Origin of the sequence: Streptomyces sp. NPDC058880 (assembly GCF_042742535.1) — a bacterium.
Lineage (GTDB): Bacteria > Actinomycetota > Actinomycetes > Streptomycetales > Streptomycetaceae > Streptomyces.
In genome coordinates, this window is record NZ_JBHYMC010000068.1 from 1 (window position 1) to 14,499 (window position 14,499).

The 14,499-nt window shown below is 70.8% G+C and carries 12 protein-coding genes and 1 pseudogene; 9 read left to right on the plus strand and 4 right to left on the minus strand.

Annotated features, from left to right (window positions below):
* Window positions 1–51 precede the first annotated feature (51 nt).
* Window positions 52–1,404: a lysine N(6)-hydroxylase/L-ornithine N(5)-oxygenase family protein gene (locus ACFW2G_RS28040; protein ID WP_384584843.1), complete on the minus strand. Its 1,353-nt coding sequence runs from the start codon at window positions 1,402–1,404 to the stop codon at window positions 52–54.
* Between the two features lie 300 nt (window positions 1,405–1,704).
* Between ACFW2G_RS28040 and ACFW2G_RS28045 the strand changes: the two genes are divergently transcribed.
* The gene (locus ACFW2G_RS28045) at window positions 1,705–2,349 is read left to right on the plus strand and encodes an FMN-binding negative transcriptional regulator (RefSeq protein WP_384584846.1); all 645 of its coding nucleotides are present in this window, start codon (window positions 1,705–1,707) and stop codon (window positions 2,347–2,349) included.
* A 26-nt stretch (window positions 2,350–2,375) separates the two neighbouring features.
* Here the strand turns inward: ACFW2G_RS28045 and ACFW2G_RS28050 are convergent, their stop codons facing one another.
* Window positions 2,376–2,975, minus strand: a complete 600-nt coding sequence (locus ACFW2G_RS28050) for an LmbU family transcriptional regulator (RefSeq protein WP_384584849.1) — start codon at window positions 2,973–2,975, stop codon at window positions 2,376–2,378.
* A gap of 636 nt (window positions 2,976–3,611) precedes the next feature.
* Between ACFW2G_RS28050 and ACFW2G_RS28055 the strand changes: the two genes are divergently transcribed.
* The 5 genes and pseudogenes from ACFW2G_RS28055 to ACFW2G_RS28075 all read left to right on the plus strand — a co-directional run bounded on the left by ACFW2G_RS28055 (window position 3,612) and on the right by ACFW2G_RS28075 (window position 9,326).
* Window positions 3,612–4,793: a serine hydrolase domain-containing protein gene (locus tag ACFW2G_RS28055; protein WP_384584852.1), complete on the plus strand. Its 1,182-nt coding sequence runs from the start codon at window positions 3,612–3,614 to the stop codon at window positions 4,791–4,793.
* Window positions 4,794–4,954: 161 nt separating this feature from the next.
* Window positions 4,955–5,984 (plus strand): annotated as a pseudogene (argC, locus tag ACFW2G_RS28060) (N-acetyl-gamma-glutamyl-phosphate reductase).
* Window positions 5,981–7,138 carry a bifunctional glutamate N-acetyltransferase/amino-acid acetyltransferase ArgJ gene (gene argJ / locus ACFW2G_RS28065; RefSeq protein ID WP_384584855.1) on the plus strand — a complete coding sequence of 386 codons (1,158 nt, stop codon included), beginning with the start codon at window positions 5,981–5,983 and terminating at the stop codon, window positions 7,136–7,138. Before argC ends, argJ begins: the two are co-directional and overlap by 4 nt.
* Window positions 7,135–8,112 carry an acetylglutamate kinase gene (gene argB, locus ACFW2G_RS28070; RefSeq protein ID WP_384584858.1) on the plus strand — a complete coding sequence of 326 codons (978 nt, stop codon included), beginning with the start codon at window positions 7,135–7,137 and terminating at the stop codon, window positions 8,110–8,112. Before argJ ends, argB begins: the two co-directional genes overlap by 4 nt.
* Complete coding sequence (locus ACFW2G_RS28075; protein WP_384584861.1) at window positions 8,109–9,326, plus strand: acetylornithine transaminase; 1,218 nt, start codon at window positions 8,109–8,111, stop codon at window positions 9,324–9,326. Before argB ends, ACFW2G_RS28075 begins: the two co-directional genes overlap by 4 nt.
* Window positions 9,327–9,350: 24 nt before the next feature.
* On the opposite strand, the gene ACFW2G_RS28080 is transcribed toward ACFW2G_RS28075, so the two are convergent.
* A complete protein-coding gene (locus tag ACFW2G_RS28080) occupies window positions 9,351–10,373 on the minus strand; it encodes a BTAD domain-containing putative transcriptional regulator (protein WP_384584864.1) in 1,023 nt (340 codons plus the stop codon).
* A gap of 29 nt (window positions 10,374–10,402) precedes the next feature.
* On the minus strand, window positions 10,403–11,149 hold the full coding sequence (locus ACFW2G_RS28085; protein WP_384584867.1) for a thioesterase II family protein: 747 nt from the start codon (window positions 11,147–11,149) through the stop codon (window positions 10,403–10,405).
* Between the two features lie 500 nt (window positions 11,150–11,649).
* Between ACFW2G_RS28085 and ACFW2G_RS28090 the strand changes: the two genes are divergently transcribed.
* The 3 genes from ACFW2G_RS28090 to ACFW2G_RS28100 all read left to right on the plus strand — a co-directional run bounded on the left by ACFW2G_RS28090 (window position 11,650) and on the right by ACFW2G_RS28100 (window position 14,491).
* Window positions 11,650–11,865 carry an MbtH family protein gene (locus ACFW2G_RS28090; RefSeq protein WP_384584869.1) on the plus strand — a complete coding sequence of 72 codons (216 nt, stop codon included), beginning with the start codon at window positions 11,650–11,652 and terminating at the stop codon, window positions 11,863–11,865.
* A gap of 296 nt (window positions 11,866–12,161) precedes the next feature.
* Entirely contained in the window at window positions 12,162–12,770 is a 609-nt protein-coding gene (locus tag ACFW2G_RS28095; protein ID WP_384584872.1) for an LmbU family transcriptional regulator, read from the plus strand.
* Window positions 12,771–12,907: 137 nt separating this feature from the next.
* A complete protein-coding gene (locus tag ACFW2G_RS28100; protein ID WP_384584875.1) occupies window positions 12,908–14,491 on the plus strand; it encodes an amino acid adenylation domain-containing protein in 1,584 nt (527 codons plus the stop codon).
* Window positions 14,492–14,499 lie beyond the last annotated feature (8 nt).

A 14,499-nucleotide genomic window follows, 5' to 3' on the forward strand; every position in this document is an offset into this window, starting at 1 on the left:
GACAGGGTGCTGCGACTGCAGCACCGGGGCCCACCCCATGGCGTGCCCGCCTCAGGCGGCCGTGGATGCTTCCGCCACGGGGAAGGTGCTGTCCATCTCCTGCTCCGTGCGCCGCAGCACGATCGAGTCGGCGATCTCGCCGCTGCGCACCGCGATGTTCGACAGCAGGGCCGACGACAGACCGTGGGTGTGCTCGGTGCCGCCCTGGACGTAGACGCCGCAGTTCAGATCCGATGCGGGGATGAGGCGGTAGTCGCGCTCCACCCGGTGCCTGCCCGCCGCGTCGCGCTGGAAGTGCCGGTCGAAGTCGCCGAGCAGGCGGGCCGGGTCCAGACCCGCGTAGCCTGTGGCGAACACCAGCGCGTCGACGGCCAGCTCATCCGTCCGGTCGTCGAGCAGCGAGCGCAGGACCACCTGCGTCTCGCTGCCGGCGCGCTTGACCTCGATGACCCGGGTGAGGTTGCGGAAGTGCAGCCGCCGGCTGCCGCGCACCTGCTCGTCGTACGAACGCTGGTACAGGGCCCGGATGACGTCGCCGTCGACCACCGAGTAGTTGGTGTTGCGGTGGTAGCGCCAGAACGCGTCCTGCGCCCGCTCGGTGCCGAAGTAGTACTCGTCGACCGCGCCGGGGTCGAACACCTGGTTGGCGAAGGGGGTGTCGTCGGCCACGGAATACCCGTAGGACGGGATGATCGCGGAGACCTCGGCGTGCGGGAGCGAGTCGTGGAAGAACCGGGTGATCTCGGCCGCGCTCTGGCCGGCGCCGACCACCGCCACGCTTCTGAGGCTTTGGGGGTCCTGCTGGTTGAACCTGCTCAGGAACTCCGAGCTGTGCCACACCCGCTCGTCGGCCTTCATGCCGTCCGGCAGGCGCGGCACGAGGCCGGTCGAGATGGCCACGTTGCGTGCGGTGACGACACGGGTGGTGCCGTCGCTGTCGCGCACCTCGATCTCGAGGAGGTCGGGCGTCCGGGCCCCGGCCCCGATGACGGGCCGGATCGAGGTGACCTCGGCGCCGTACGTGACCCGGTCCTGGAGGCCGGCGGCCGCCCACTCCAGGTACTGGTGGAATTCCTGCCGGGTCGGGAAGAAGTCCTGGTTGTTCACGAACTGCACCAGCCTGTTCGAGGCGTGCAGGAACGAGACGAAACTGAACCGGGACATCGGATTCCGGAAGGTCACCAGGTCCTTCAGGAATGAAATCTGCATGGTCGCCGACGGCAGCAGCATGTTCCGGTGCCAGCCGAAGGCGGGCTGCCGCTCGAAGAAATGAGATTTGACCGGGTGCTGCGGATCGCTCGCCCCGTGCTCCTCCAAGGCGATCGCGAGCGACATGTTGGACGGGCCGAACCCGATACCCACCACGTCGTAGATCTCTTGGTTGTGCCTACCCGTTATGCCCATAGAAAATTCTCCCGCTTGCGTCTGGAAAACTCGGCCGGTGGCCCGAGAGACCGTTGTGAAGTGTTCCTGCGGAGAGTGCCTCAAGGCAACTTGAATGCGCTATGAAGGCCGTTTGACGGCTTCTCGGGGCGCTCGATATTGCGAAGCGTTGTCCCGTCGACGGGACAGCGGTATGGTCGCCACATATCTTCATAAACCCTGCGTGGCGAGGTCGGTTGCGTGTGTGTCCGGAGTAATGAAGCCAGTCATGCGCTGAGCCAGAGCCACGCTCTGAGCCGATTGTCGAAAGGTCGAATCCGGATGTTCGTTCCCAGCTTTTACCGCGAACCGGACAGTTCGTGGATGGTTGACCTGATCCGTGGTAATCCATTGGCGCTTGCGGTGGCCAATGGCACTCCGCAGGACGGTCCGTTCGCCACGCACCTCCCGGTCATCTTCGACCCTGAGACCTCGGGCGACTGGTCCGGCGAGCTGCCGGGGGCCACGCTGCTCGGACACATGAACCGGGCGAACCCGCACTGGGCGGCGCTGGAAGACGGCGGTGCCCTGCTGCTGACGTTCACCGGCCCGCATTCCTACGTGTCGCCGACGGTGTACCGGAAGACCCCGGCCGCCCCGACCTGGAACTTCACCTCGGTCCACGTCCGGGGCGTGGTGGAGAAGGTCGACTCGATGGAGGAGACGCTGGGCGTGGTGCAGTCCACGGTGCGCGCCTTCGAGGGGGAGTTCGGCAACGGCTGGGACATGACCGGGTCGCTCGACTACTTCCGCAAGATCGCGCCCGGCGTCGGGGCCTTCCGGTTCACGGTGACTGGGGCCGAGGGCATGTTCAAGCTCAGCCAGGAGCAGCCGGGCGAGGTGCGCGACCGGGTGCGGGAGTCGTTCGGGGAGAGCGCGTGCACGTACAAGCGCGAGACCGCAGGGCTGATGAGCCGGCTGCCGTGAGGTGACTGGGGCCTCGCCGCCGGGACTCAGGCGCTGATGGCCACCGGCCGGGTCTGCACGGCGAGGCCCTCGGGCCGCGCGCTCTCTTCCAGGGCGCTCGCGGCCGCGCTGTCCAGTGTGGCCATCACCCACTGCTCGAAGTCGACGCCCAGCTGCTCGGCGGCCCTGTGCCACCACTGGACGCGGTTGCCGGGGACCTCCAGGCGGCGGATCGGTTCGGCAGGGGTGAGCGGCTGCGGCTCGCTCCGGCGTGCGGCGCGGGTGGCGTCGCGCAGCTGCTTGGTGGTCCACTGCCGCTGCTCGGCGCGGTCGAGCCAGAGGTCCTGCTCCTCGACCGGCATGGAGGCCAGCTCGGCGTGGTGCTGGAAGCTCAGGGCGGGCCGGCGCCGGGTGGGGGCGAAACGCCGTGAGACCCATGCGTAGTTGCGCAGGGTCTGGTACGAGAGGCCGACGGCGCGGATCCCGCGCTGGTACCGGTCGGTGTAGTGGTCCTTGCCGTACACGAGCCAGTCGCCCAGCCACCAGGAGGACGAGTCGAGGACGTCGGCGAGCTGGCGCCCGGCCCGCTCCCACTCGTCGTAGGCCATCCCGGACGGCATCTGCAGGCCCACCTTGGTCGTCAGCACCTGGCCACGGCGCGGCGCGGCCCCCGCAGTGCGCGGCTGCCGCGGTGGGGGCTGCGGGAGAGCGGTTGCCGAGCCGCCACGCGACCCTGCGGTTTGACCGGCCTGACCTGCCATCATGCCTCCATGGGAAAGGGCGTACATAACCGTCCGGAAGTCTCGCGAGGGGGGCTGGAGCGGCGCCTGAGTGACGTTCGAACGACTGCGCGGCGAACGCGGCGAACGTTTCCACGGCACGGCGGCGATCGTGCGGTGGCCTCCTCGGTGAGGTCCCGGCGGCCGGGTGCGTGATCGCCCCGGGTGACCGCCCGGGGGCTGTCCCGTCGACGGGACGCCGTCCGGGCGCCGGGGGCGCCGTACGCCGGGCGCCCGGCCCCTTGCGCATTCACCGGTTTGGGCCGGTGCACAAGGAGACTTCCTTTTCCCGATTCCGGTCGGCATGGATTGCGGGAGAGGAATCCAGGTTCAGGCGGGATGTGCCTGCGAAGGAAAAGGGATAGGCGGCGCCGTGTACGCCGTTGTCGTCCGCGCTATTGCTGAAACAAGCTACCCGTGCCGAACTCGGGTGATTTAGTCTGCCGCCGACGGACTGCACAGCATGAAATCAGCCAGGTACGGACGACTTTCAGGAGCGGGGCAATGACGATTCGGAAGAGAGCAAGGGCCGGCGTGGCCGGTCTGGCGGCGGTAGCGATCTGGGCCACCGCCTTCGCGGGTCCCGCCCAGGCGTCGGGGGACACGGCTCCCACGGCGGCCGGCCACCAGGCGACGCAGAGCGCCATCGACGCGGCCGTCAAGGCCGGAGTCCCGGGCGTCGTCGCCGAAGTACGGGACGCCAATGGCGTCTGGAAGTCGGCAGCGGGCGTGGGCAACCTGAAGACGGGCGCGCCGCGCGGAAAGAACGACCGGTTCCGGACCGGCAGCATCACCAACACCTTCGTGGCGACGGTCCTCCTCCAGATGGAGGCGGAGAAGAAGCTCAGCCTCGACGACAGCGTGGAGCGCCACCTGCCCGGCCTGGTCACGGGCAACGGCAACGACGGCCGCGAGATCACCGTGCGGCAGCTTCTCAACCACACCAGCGGCCTGTCCGACTTCGTCACCGACAAGGCGTACGAGGAGACGTACCTGACGGGCGACGGCTACCTCCAGCACCGGTACGACACCCTGACGCCCGAGCAGCGCGTGAAGGTGGCCCTCTCCCACGAGCCGCTGTCCAAGCCTGGTGCCCGGCACTGGTTTTCCAACACCAACGACGTCCTGGCCGCTCTGGTCATCGAGAAGGTCGGCGGCAAGCGGTACGAGGACGAGGTGCGCAAGCGCATCATCAAGCCGCTCGGGCTCACGGCGACGTCCAACCCCGGCAACAGGTCCCGCCTGCCGCAGCCGAGCAGCCGCGGCTACGCGAAGCTCTTCGGCACGCAGCCGGACCGGATCGACGACGTCACCGAGATGAACGGGTCGCACGACTGGGGCAACGGCGACGTCATCTCCAGCGCGGGCGATCTGAACCGCTTCTACCAGGCCCTCATGAGCGGGAAGCTGCTGCCGCCGGAGCAGCTGAAGGCGTTGAAGACGACCATCGACAACCCCGTCTTCCCGGGCTCGTCCTACGGGCTCGACATCGAGCGGCTCACGATGCCATGCGGCGCCACCATCTGGTACCACGACGGAATTTCGGCGGGCTGGGTCACCCTGTCCACCGTCACCGAGGACGGCGGCCACCAGCTCACGGTCAACTACAACAGCAGCTGGGGAGCAGAGACCGTCTTCCCCATTCTGATGGCCGAGTACTGCCCCACGCCGTCCAGCGCACGCTGAGGCAGGGCACGAGAACGCCCCTCCCCGACCGCGACGTCCAACGGCACGGGTCGCCGGCCAGGTCCACAGCCGCATTGGAGGTCGTCACGTCCATGGCGCATGCGATGGACGACAGGGCCCGGACCACGTTGGAACGACATGTCTGTTAACCGGGAGAACCTATGACAGTGCGAGCAGCCGTGGCCGGAGCGAGTGGATCTGCGGGGGGCGAACTCCTCCGTCTGCTCCTGGCCCACCCCGAAGTGGAGATCGGTGCCCTGACCGGGCACTCCAGCGTGGGACAGCGTCTCGGCACACTGCAGCCGCGCCTGACTCCGCTGGCCGATCGCGAGGTACGCCCCACCACCGCCGACGTCCTCAAGTGGCACGACGTCGTCTTCGTCGCCCTGCCGCACGGCCAGTCCGCCGCGGTTGCGGAGCAGTTGGGGGACGAAACGCTCGTCATCGACTGCGGCGCCGACTTCCGCCTCGCGGACGCCGCCGACTGGGAGACGTTCTACGGCTCGCCGCACGCGGGCACCTGGCCCTACGGCCTGCCCGAACTGCCCGGCAACCGGCCCGCGCCGGCCGGCTCCAGGCGCATCGCGGTGCCGGGCTGCTACCCGACCGCGGTCCTGCGGGCCCTGTTTCCCGCTTACGCGGCGGGCCTGGCCGAACCCGAAGCGGTGGTCGTCGCGGCATCGGGCACGTCCGGCGCCGGCAAGGCACCCAGGACGAACCTGTTCGGCAGCGAGGTCATGGGCTCCATGCGGCCGTACGGCGTGGGCAGCGGCCACCGGCACACCCCCGAGATGGTGCAGCAGCTCAGCGCCGTGGCGGCTCGCCGGGTCGCCGTCTCCTTCACTCCGACCCTGGCCCCCATGCCGCGCGGCGTCCTCGCCACCTGCTCAGCCGCGGCGCGGCCCGGGGGCGGCGAGAACGAGGTGCGGGCCGCGTACGAGAAGGCGCTGGGCGACGAGCCGTTCGTGCGGCTGCTGCCCGAGGCACAGTGGCCCGGCACCGCGGCCGTGTACGGATCGAACGCCGCGCAGGTCCAGGTGGCCCTCGACCCGGCGGTCGGCCGGATCATCGCGATCAGCGCCATCGACAACCTCACCAAGGGCACCGCGGGCGGGGCCATCCAGAGCATGAACACGGCCCTCGGCCTCCCTGAGGGGACTGGGGCTTTCCACGATCGGAGTCGCACCGTGAGCGTTACGGCTGCACAGGGATTCACGGCTGCGGGCATCGCGGCCGGCATCAAGGAGAACGGCAACCCGGACCTGGCCCTCGTGGTCAACAGCGGTCCGCGCCTGGCCGCGGCGGGCGTCTTCACCTCCAACCGCGTCAAGGCCGCCCCCGTGCGCTGGTCCGAGCAGGTCCTGCGCGGCGGCACGGTCTCCGCGGTGGTCCTCAACTCGGGCGGCGCCAACGCGTGCACCGGCCCCAAGGGCTTCCAGGACACCCACGCCACCGCCGAGAAGACGGCCGCGGTCCTCGGCGCCGAGCACGACGCCGACGGGATCGCGGTCGCCTCCACCGGCCTGATCGGCGTACTCCTGCCGATGGACAGGTTGCTGCCGGGCATCGAGACGGCCGCCGGGGCGCTCTCAGCCGACGGCGGGGAAGCCGCCGCGATCGCCATCAAGACCACCGACACCGTGCACAAGACGGCCACGGTCACGCAGGGCGGGTGGACCGTCGGCGGCATGGCCAAGGGCGCGGGCATGCTCGCCCCGGGCCTGGCCACCATGCTCGTCGTCCTCACCACCGACGCCGACGTCGACGGTGCGGCCCTCGACACGGCGCTGCGGGCCGCGACCCGCACCACCTTCGACCGGGTCGACTCCGACGGCTGCATGTCCACCAACGACACCGTGCTGCTGCTCGCCTCCGGCGCCTCCGGCCACGTGCCCGCGTACAAGGAGTTCACCGAGGCCGTCCGTGCGGTCTGCGCCGACCTGGCCCGGCAGCTCATCGGGGACGCCGAGGGCGCCAGCAAGGAGATCCGGATCGAGGTCGTGGGCGCCGCGAGCGAGGACGACGCCGTCGAGGTGGGCCGCTCCATCGCCCGCAACAACCTCCTCAAGTGCGCCGTCCACGGCGAGGACCCCAACTGGGGCCGCGTCCTGTCCGCCATCGGCACCACCTCCGCCGCCTTCGAACCCGAACAGATCAACGTCGCCATCAACGACGTGTGGGTCTGCAAGAACGGATCGGTGGGCGAGGACCGCACGCTGGTGGACATGACCGGCCGCGAAGTCGGGATCACCGTGGACCTCGCCGCGGGCACGGACTCCGCCGTCATCTGGGCCAACGACCTCACCGCCGACTACGTCCACGAGAACAGCGAGTACGCCTCGTGAGCGCCTCTCCGGCCGACCGGCCGGCCTCCCCGTCGTCCGGCCCCGACCGCTTCGGCGAGCGCGCGGTCCTGCCCAAGGCACACGCCCTCATCGAGGCGCTGCCCTGGATCGCGCGCCACCACGGCAAGACCGTCGTGATCAAGTTCGGCGGCAACGCCATGGTCGACGACGAGCTGAAGGCGGCCTTCGCCCAGGACATCCTCTTCCTGCGGCACGCCGGCCTGAACCCCGTCGTGGTGCACGGCGGCGGCCCGCAGATCAGCGCACAGCTGCGGAACCTGGGCCTGGTGTCCCGGTTCGAGGGCGGGCTGCGGGTCACCACCGACGAGACCATGGACGTCGTCCGCATGGTCCTCGCCGGGCAGGTACAGCGCGAGCTCGTCGGGCTGCTCAACCAGCACGGCCCGCACGCGGTGGGCATGACGGGCGAGGACGCCCGCCTGATGACCGCCACCAAGCACTACGCGGACGTCGACGGCAAGCCCGTGGACATCGGCCGCGTCGGCGAGGTCGCCCACGTCGACGCCGGGGTCGTGCAGGCCCTCATCGACAACGGACGTATCCCCGTCATCTCCTCCATCGCCCGGCCCGAGGACGAGAAGGACGCCGCCGGGGGCGGCGTGTTCAACGTCAACGCCGACACCGCCGCCGCGGCCCTCGCCGCCGCGCTCGGCGCCGAGTCGCTGCTGATCCTGACCGACGTCGAGGGCCTGTACGCGAACTGGCCGCACAGCGACGAGGTGATCTCCCGGCTGACCGCCGGCGAACTGGCCGAGATGCTGCCCCGACTGGCCTCCGGGATGATCCCCAAAATGGAAGGCTGCCTGCACGCCGTCAACAACGGGGTGCCCACCGCCCGCGTCATCGACGGCCGGGTCAAGCACTCCATCCTGATGCAGATCTTCACCGATGAAGGCGCCGGCACGGTGGTCGTGCCGGACGACGACGTGAGCTTCCAGGGAGCGACGGCATGAGCGACGGCGCGGACATCACCGGGGCGGGCAACGCGACGCTGACCCGCCGCTGGCAGGGCGCCATGATGGACAACTTCGGCACCCCCCGGCTGCCCCTGGTCCGGGGCCTGGGCACCCGGGTCTGGGACGCGGAGGGGAACGAGTACCTCGACTTCGTCGGCGGCATCGCGGTCAACTCGCTCGGTCACGCGCACCCCGCGGTCGTCCGGGCCGTCTCCGAGCAGGTCGCCTCGCTCGGACACGTCTCGAACCTGTTCATGGCCGAACCGACCGTGCACCTCGCCGAGCGGCTGCTCGGGCTCACCGGGCGCCGGGGCCGCGTCTACTTCTCCAACTCCGGCGCCGAGGCTAACGAGGCGGCCTTCAAGATCGGCAGGCTGACCGGCCGCACGCGCATGGTGTCGGCCGCCGGCGGCTTCCACGGCCGCACCATGGGGGCTCTGGCCCTCACCGGCCAGCCCGCCAAGCAGCGCCCCTTCGAGCCGCTGCCGGGCAACGTCACCCACGTGCCGTACGGGAGCGCCGAGGCCCTGCGCACCGCCGTCACCACGGACACCGCGCTGCTGGTGCTGGAGCCCGTGCAGGGGGAGAACGGCGTGGTCGTGCCCCCGCCCGGCTACCTGCAGGCCGCCCGCGAGATCACCGCGGCGACCGGGACCCTCCTCGTCATGGACGAGATCCAGACCGGCATCGGGCGCACGGGCCGCTGGTTCGCGGCTGAGGCGGAAGGCGTCGAGGCGGACGTCGTCACCCTCGCCAAGGGCCTCGGCGGCGGCCTGCCCATCGGCGCGACACTCGCCTTCGGCGCGGCCGCGCAGCTGCTCGGACCCGGCGCGCACGGCTCCACCTTCGGTGGCAACCCCGTGGTGTGCGCGGGCGCCCTCGCCGTACTGGACACCATCGACCGGACCGGCATCCTCGACCACGTGACCTGGACGGGGGAACAGCTGCGGCGCGGCCTGGAGAGCCTGGACCACCCCCTGGTGCGCGAGGTCCGCGGCTCCGGCCTGCTGCTGGGCGTCGTTCTCGATGGAGAGCTCGCGGCGCGCGTACAGCAGGCGGCCCAGGACCAGGGTCTGCTGGTGAACGCGGTGATGCCGGACGTCATCCGGCTCGCCCCGCCGCTGAACGTGTCGGACCGTGAGGTGGACACCTTCCTCGACCGCTTCCGGGCGGCCCTGTCCGAGGTCCTCGACGAGGTGCTCGTGGCCTGACACCGCGTCCGTGCACGAGCGGTCTCAGGCGTGCACGGACCCGGCGGGTACCCGCTGTGCGGTGCCCGCCGTCAGCTCGTTGAAGCGGCCCAGCAGTCGCTCCTGCTCCTCCTGCAGCCGCTCGATGCGGTGGTGCAGGCGGGCGATCGCCTCGAAGAGGGGGAGCGTCGCGTCGTCGGCCGCCGCGTCCGGCTCCGCCGGCGGCGCCCCGGCGGCCCGGGCCGGGTGGGCCGGGTGCAGGCCCGGCCACGTGGCGAGGGCCGGGTCGTGGTGGAGGATCGCCTCCATCAGGGCGCGCAGGGCGGGGCCCGGCTCGACACCGAGTTCGCGCACAATGCGGTTGCGCGCCCGTTCGTACGCGCGCAGCGCCTCCGCCTGCCGGCCGCAGCGGTAGAGGGCGACCATCAACAGATGGTAGAACCCCTCCCGCATGGGGTGGTCGTTGGTGAGCTCCATCAGCTCGCCGGTGATCTCGCAGTGGCGCCCGGTGCGCAGGTACGCGCCGTACATCATCTCCAGGGCCGTCAGGCGGTGCTCCTCCAGCTGGGCCGCCTTGCCCGCGCAGATGCCGCCGAGCACACTGCCTTCCAGTGCCGGGCCGCGCCACAGCGACAGCGCCCGGCGCAGCAGCTCACCGGCCTGACCGGGGTCACCGGGAAGGACCCGGCGGGCCTGGTCGGTCAGGTGCTGGAAGTGCGCGGCGTCCGTTTCGACCGGGGCGAGCTGCAGGGTGTAGCCGCGCGAGGTGGTCACGATCCACGGTTGCTGCGAGTGCGGTGCGTGCCGTGCGTGCTGCTCGGGGGCACGGCCATTCAGGCCGGACAGCAGCCGGCGCAGCCGGGCCACGTGGACGTGCAGCGCGTTGTCCGCGTTGGCCGGCGGGTGTTCGCCCCACAACTCGTCGATGAGCCGCTGCACGGACACGTTGTGCCCGGCCTTCACCACCAGTGCCCCCAGCAGCGCACGCTGTTTGGCGCCTGTCGGAAGGATCCGCAGACCGGTCTGTTCGTCCTGGACCTCCACAAGACCGAGAATGCGGAACTGCATCTCTTCCCCTCACACGGGTCGGCAAAGGTTCAGGAGGAGCGCGTCGCGCCCGCCGCGCCGAGCGCCGCGGTCGCGTCGCGTTCGATCTGCCGCAGCAGCGGCCGGGGATCGTCCTGGAAGTAGAAGTGACCGCCGTCGAAGATCCGCAGGCCCAGGAAGTGCTCGCTGTGCTCCGCCCAGCCGGCCATCCGCTGCGGTGAGGACGCGTGGTCCTCGGCTCCCGCGAAGGCGGACAGTGCCACGGGCAGCGGACCGGCGTCGGATGCGGGGTGCCAGTTCTCCACCAGGCCCAGGTCGGCCCGGATCACCGGGTTGAACAGGGCCCACAGTTCGGGGTCGTCGAAGACCTCGTCGGGCGTGCCGCCGAGCTGCTTCAGCCGGATGCGCAGCTCGGCGTCGGGCAGGTCGTGGTACGGGTTCCGTGGCTGTGCCAGCTGCGGCGCGGAGCGTGCGGAGACACCGATCCACACCGGCTGCGGCAGGCTCCGGTCAACGGCCCGCCGGGTGATCTCGTACGCCACGAGGGCGCCCATGCTGTGCCCGAACAGGGCGTAGGGGCCCGTCAGATCGGGCTCGATGCTGTCCAGCAGGAAGTCGGCGAGGCGGCCGGCCTCCGCGATCTGCGGCAGCTCGAGGAGGAAGCCGTGGCCCGGGGCGTCGAGGAGCCGTACGTCCCACGTGTCCGGCAGCCCCGCGGGCCAGTGGCGGTACAGCGTGTGTGAGCCCCCGGCATGGTGCAGGACGAACAGGCGCAAGGCAGGTCGGGTGCTGTACATCTCTCTCCCCTTGGGTCGGGCCCGCATCCTTCGACCATAGGACGGCGGCCGGCCGGCGGGGCGTGGCCACCAGGCCGTCTCCGCCGCCGGTGTGGCGGTCCTCAAGCGGTCCTCAGGCGGCGCGGGCACGGGGCCGAGGCCCCGGTCCACCCCTCAAGTAGATCTTGACCATGTCTCAAAAGGGCCCTGTCTACAGTGGGCGAGTCGGCTACCGGCAACGCGGTCGGCCAGCCCGTACGACAACCGCGGCCAGGCCCAGAAGGCCGGGTCCGTCCCCCCCGCCCCAACGGCCGCGCACTGTCACCGGCCCCCCCGCCCCCGTACCGTCCCCCGGCGCGGGAACGTACGGCGGCCGGGCTCCCAGGAATCCGGTGGGGTACGGAGGGGCGCGGCGGGGTGCAGGTCCGGAGGGACGGCCTGAAGTGTCCCGCCGACCGTCTCGTACCAGGCCGGCGCGTCCCCATCCCGAGCCACCCCATGACAGTTAAGGACGGTGCGAGTTGAGCACGAACCCCTTCGACGACGAGAACGGCCGCTTCTACGTGGTGGTCAACGACGAGGAGCAGCACTCCCTGTGGCCGGTGTTCACCGAGGTGCCCGCAGGCTGGCGGGTGGCCTTCGGTGAGGCAGGCAAGGCCGAGTGCCTGGAGTACGTCGAGCAGAACTGGACCGACCTGCGCCCCAAGAGCCTGCGCGAGGCCATGGCCGCGGGCTGAGAGGCCCTACGGCTTCGCGGGCCGCATCCGAGTCCCGCCGTCGCTCGCGCAGGACCCGAGCACGCCGGACGAAGTGGAACGACAGTGACCGCCGTCCGGGTGCTCGGTCGGGCCCGGTCGAGTGATCGGTTTACGCCCGGGCAAACACTTTGAGTGGGGAGATGAAGGTTGTGAGCGGCGCTGTGAGGACCGCGAGCAGGTCCAAGGCGGGGCCGGGGGGCACCGGCGGTGGGCCTGCGCGAGGCGATGTGGTCCTGTCCTTCGTGGGCCCGCACGCCAAGGTGCAGAAGACGGGGATGATCCTCCCCCAGAACCTGCCGGAGCGCTCCTGGGAACGGATCGGGACCGACCTGCGCGAGCTCGTGAACTCCTCCGCGTGGTGGCTCGCCGACTGGCTCATCTACGGGGAGGCCACCTACGGGTGGCGGCGGTACAAGGAGGCGATCGAGCGCACCGGGCTCGATTACCAGACCCTGCGCAACTACGCCTGGGTGGCCCGGCGGTTCGACCACCACCGCAGGAGGGACGGCCTCAGCTTCGCCCACCACGCCGAGGTGGCCCGCCTGGCGCCGCCGGAGCAGGACTACTGGCTGCGCAAGGCCGAACAGCAGAAGTGGTCGCGCAACGAACTCCGCAGGTCGGTCCGCGCCAGCCTGGCCGTGCAGAGCGACACGGCCGAGATTCCCCCGGGCTCCGACGAGAACAAGGACGTGCCCCGGCTGGCCGAGTCGGCAGCTGCCGAAAAGCGCCGGCAGAAGGTCACCACGCTCACCATCGAGCTGTCCGCCATGCAGCTGGAGCACCTCTCGCAAACGGCTGCCGCGCACGGCCTGCCCGTCGACAAGTGGGTGACCCAGGTGCTCGAAACCGCCGAGCGGGAGACCGCCGGGCGCAAGACCGCCTAGCGGAAGACCACGTGGTGCGAGACCGCCGGGCGGACGACCGCCCGGGCGCACCGCCTGAACCAGCGGGCCGACCCCCCGCTTCCCGTGCCGCCCCGGCGGCCCGTCCGACCGGACACCACTCACATCGGAGTCAGTTGATGATCCTTCAGGGAAAGCGGGTGGCCCTGCCCTCGGCGCCCGTCGTCCACAAGAAGTTCGAGTCGCACGTGGCGGCGACCCCCGACGCCGTTGCCGTCTTCTGGGCCGGCCGGCAGCTGACGTACGCGGAGCTGGACGCCAAGGCGAATGGTTTCGCCCACTTCCTCGCCGCGCGTGGACACGGCCGGGGCGCCAAGGTCGGCGTCTGTCTCGACTACTCGATCGACATGCTCGTCGCCATCCTCGGCACGCTGAAGGCCGGTGCAGCCTACGTACCGTTCGACCCGGCCTACCCGTCGGCGCGCCTCCAACTGCTGCTGGGCCAGGTGCCCGACCTCGCCCTGATCGTGGCCTCCCCGGCGACGGCCGCGATGGTCGAGACGGCGGAGGTCGACGTCATCGACCTGGATCAGCTCGCCGGCCGGCTGGAGGCCCTCCCGTCGACCGCTCCCGACGTGACCGTCACCGGCGACGACGTCTGCTACGCGGTCTTCACGTCCGGCTCGACCGGTACGCCGAAGCTGACCGCGGTGCGGCACGAGGGCTGGTTCAACCTGATGAACTGGCTGACGCTGGAGTACGGCCTGCACAGCGGCTCGAACCACCTGGTCGTCAGCGCGTTCGGGTTCGACCTCTCGCAGCGCAGCCTGATGACGCCGCTGTTCTGCGGCGCCACCCAGAACCTGATGGCGACCCGGAACTTCGACGCCATGATGGCCTACCGCATGCTGACCGAGCGCGACATCCGCGTGGTGCACTGCGCCTCCAGCACGCTGTACCTGCTGGTGGACTGGGAGGCCGCGCGCGGCGGTGACGCGCTCACCAGGCTCGACTACGTGCTCTTCGGCGGCGAGGCCCTGAAGGCCGAGCGGCTCACCGACTGGGCGCGGCGCGAGGGCAACACGTGCACCCTGCTGCACCAGTATGGCGTCGCCGAGTGCACGGACGTCGCGACCTCGTACGACCTCGCCGCGTACCGGCCGGGCGAGCACGACGTCCCGCCGGTCGGCAAGCCGGCCTACAACACCGACATCCACCTCGTCGACGAGGACCTGCGCGGGGTCGCGCCGGGGGAGCAGGGCGAGATCTGCATCGCCGGGTCCAGCGTCGGCGCCGGCTACCTCAACCACGGTTCCGAGAACGCCAAGTTCACCACCATCGAGGTCGACGGCGAGCCGCTGCGCGTGTACCGAACGGGCGACCGCGGCCGTGTGAACGAGGCCGGCGAGCTCATCGTCCTCGGCCGGATCGACGCTCAGGTGAAGGTGCGCGGCATGCGCATCGACCCCACCGACGTCGAGCGCGCGCTCGCCCGGCTGGCCGAGGTCCGCGAGGCCGCCGTGGCCATCACGTACACCGAGGCCGGCGACGCCGAGCTGATCGCGTTCACCGTCCCGGCGGGCGACGACCTCGCCGAGGACGACCTGCGCAGCGGCCTCCTGAAGACGCTGCCGCGGAACATGGTGCCGGCCAGGTTCGTGAACGTCCCCGGGCTTCCGCTGAGCCCGCACGGGAAGGTCGACCGCGTCGCGCTGGTCGACGCGTACCGGACCCGGAACGCCGGAAGCGGCATCGCCGCATAGCCGGCGGA

Bases quoted from the DNA above. Each gene is read 5' to 3' on its own strand.
- ACFW2G_RS28040 (WP_384584843.1), bottom strand. From the start codon at position 1,404: ATGGGCATAACGGGTAGGCACAACCAAGAGATCTACGACGTGGTGGGT.
- ACFW2G_RS28045 (WP_384584846.1), top strand. From the start codon at position 1,705: ATGTTCGTTCCCAGCTTTTACCGCGAACCGGACAGTTCGTGGATGGTT.
- ACFW2G_RS28055 (WP_384584852.1), top strand. From the start codon at position 3,612: ATGACGATTCGGAAGAGAGCAAGGGCCGGCGTGGCCGGTCTGGCGGCG.
- ACFW2G_RS28075 (WP_384584861.1), top strand. From the start codon at position 8,109: ATGAGCGACGGCGCGGACATCACCGGGGCGGGCAACGCGACGCTGACC.
- ACFW2G_RS28080 (WP_384584864.1), bottom strand. From the start codon at position 10,373: ATGCAGTTCCGCATTCTCGGTCTTGTGGAGGTCCAGGACGAACAGACC.
- ACFW2G_RS28085 (WP_384584867.1), bottom strand. From the start codon at position 11,149: ATGTACAGCACCCGACCTGCCTTGCGCCTGTTCGTCCTGCACCATGCC.
- ACFW2G_RS28095 (WP_384584872.1), top strand. From the start codon at position 12,162: ATGATCCTCCCCCAGAACCTGCCGGAGCGCTCCTGGGAACGGATCGGG.
- ACFW2G_RS28100 (WP_384584875.1), top strand. From the start codon at position 12,908: ATGATCCTTCAGGGAAAGCGGGTGGCCCTGCCCTCGGCGCCCGTCGTC.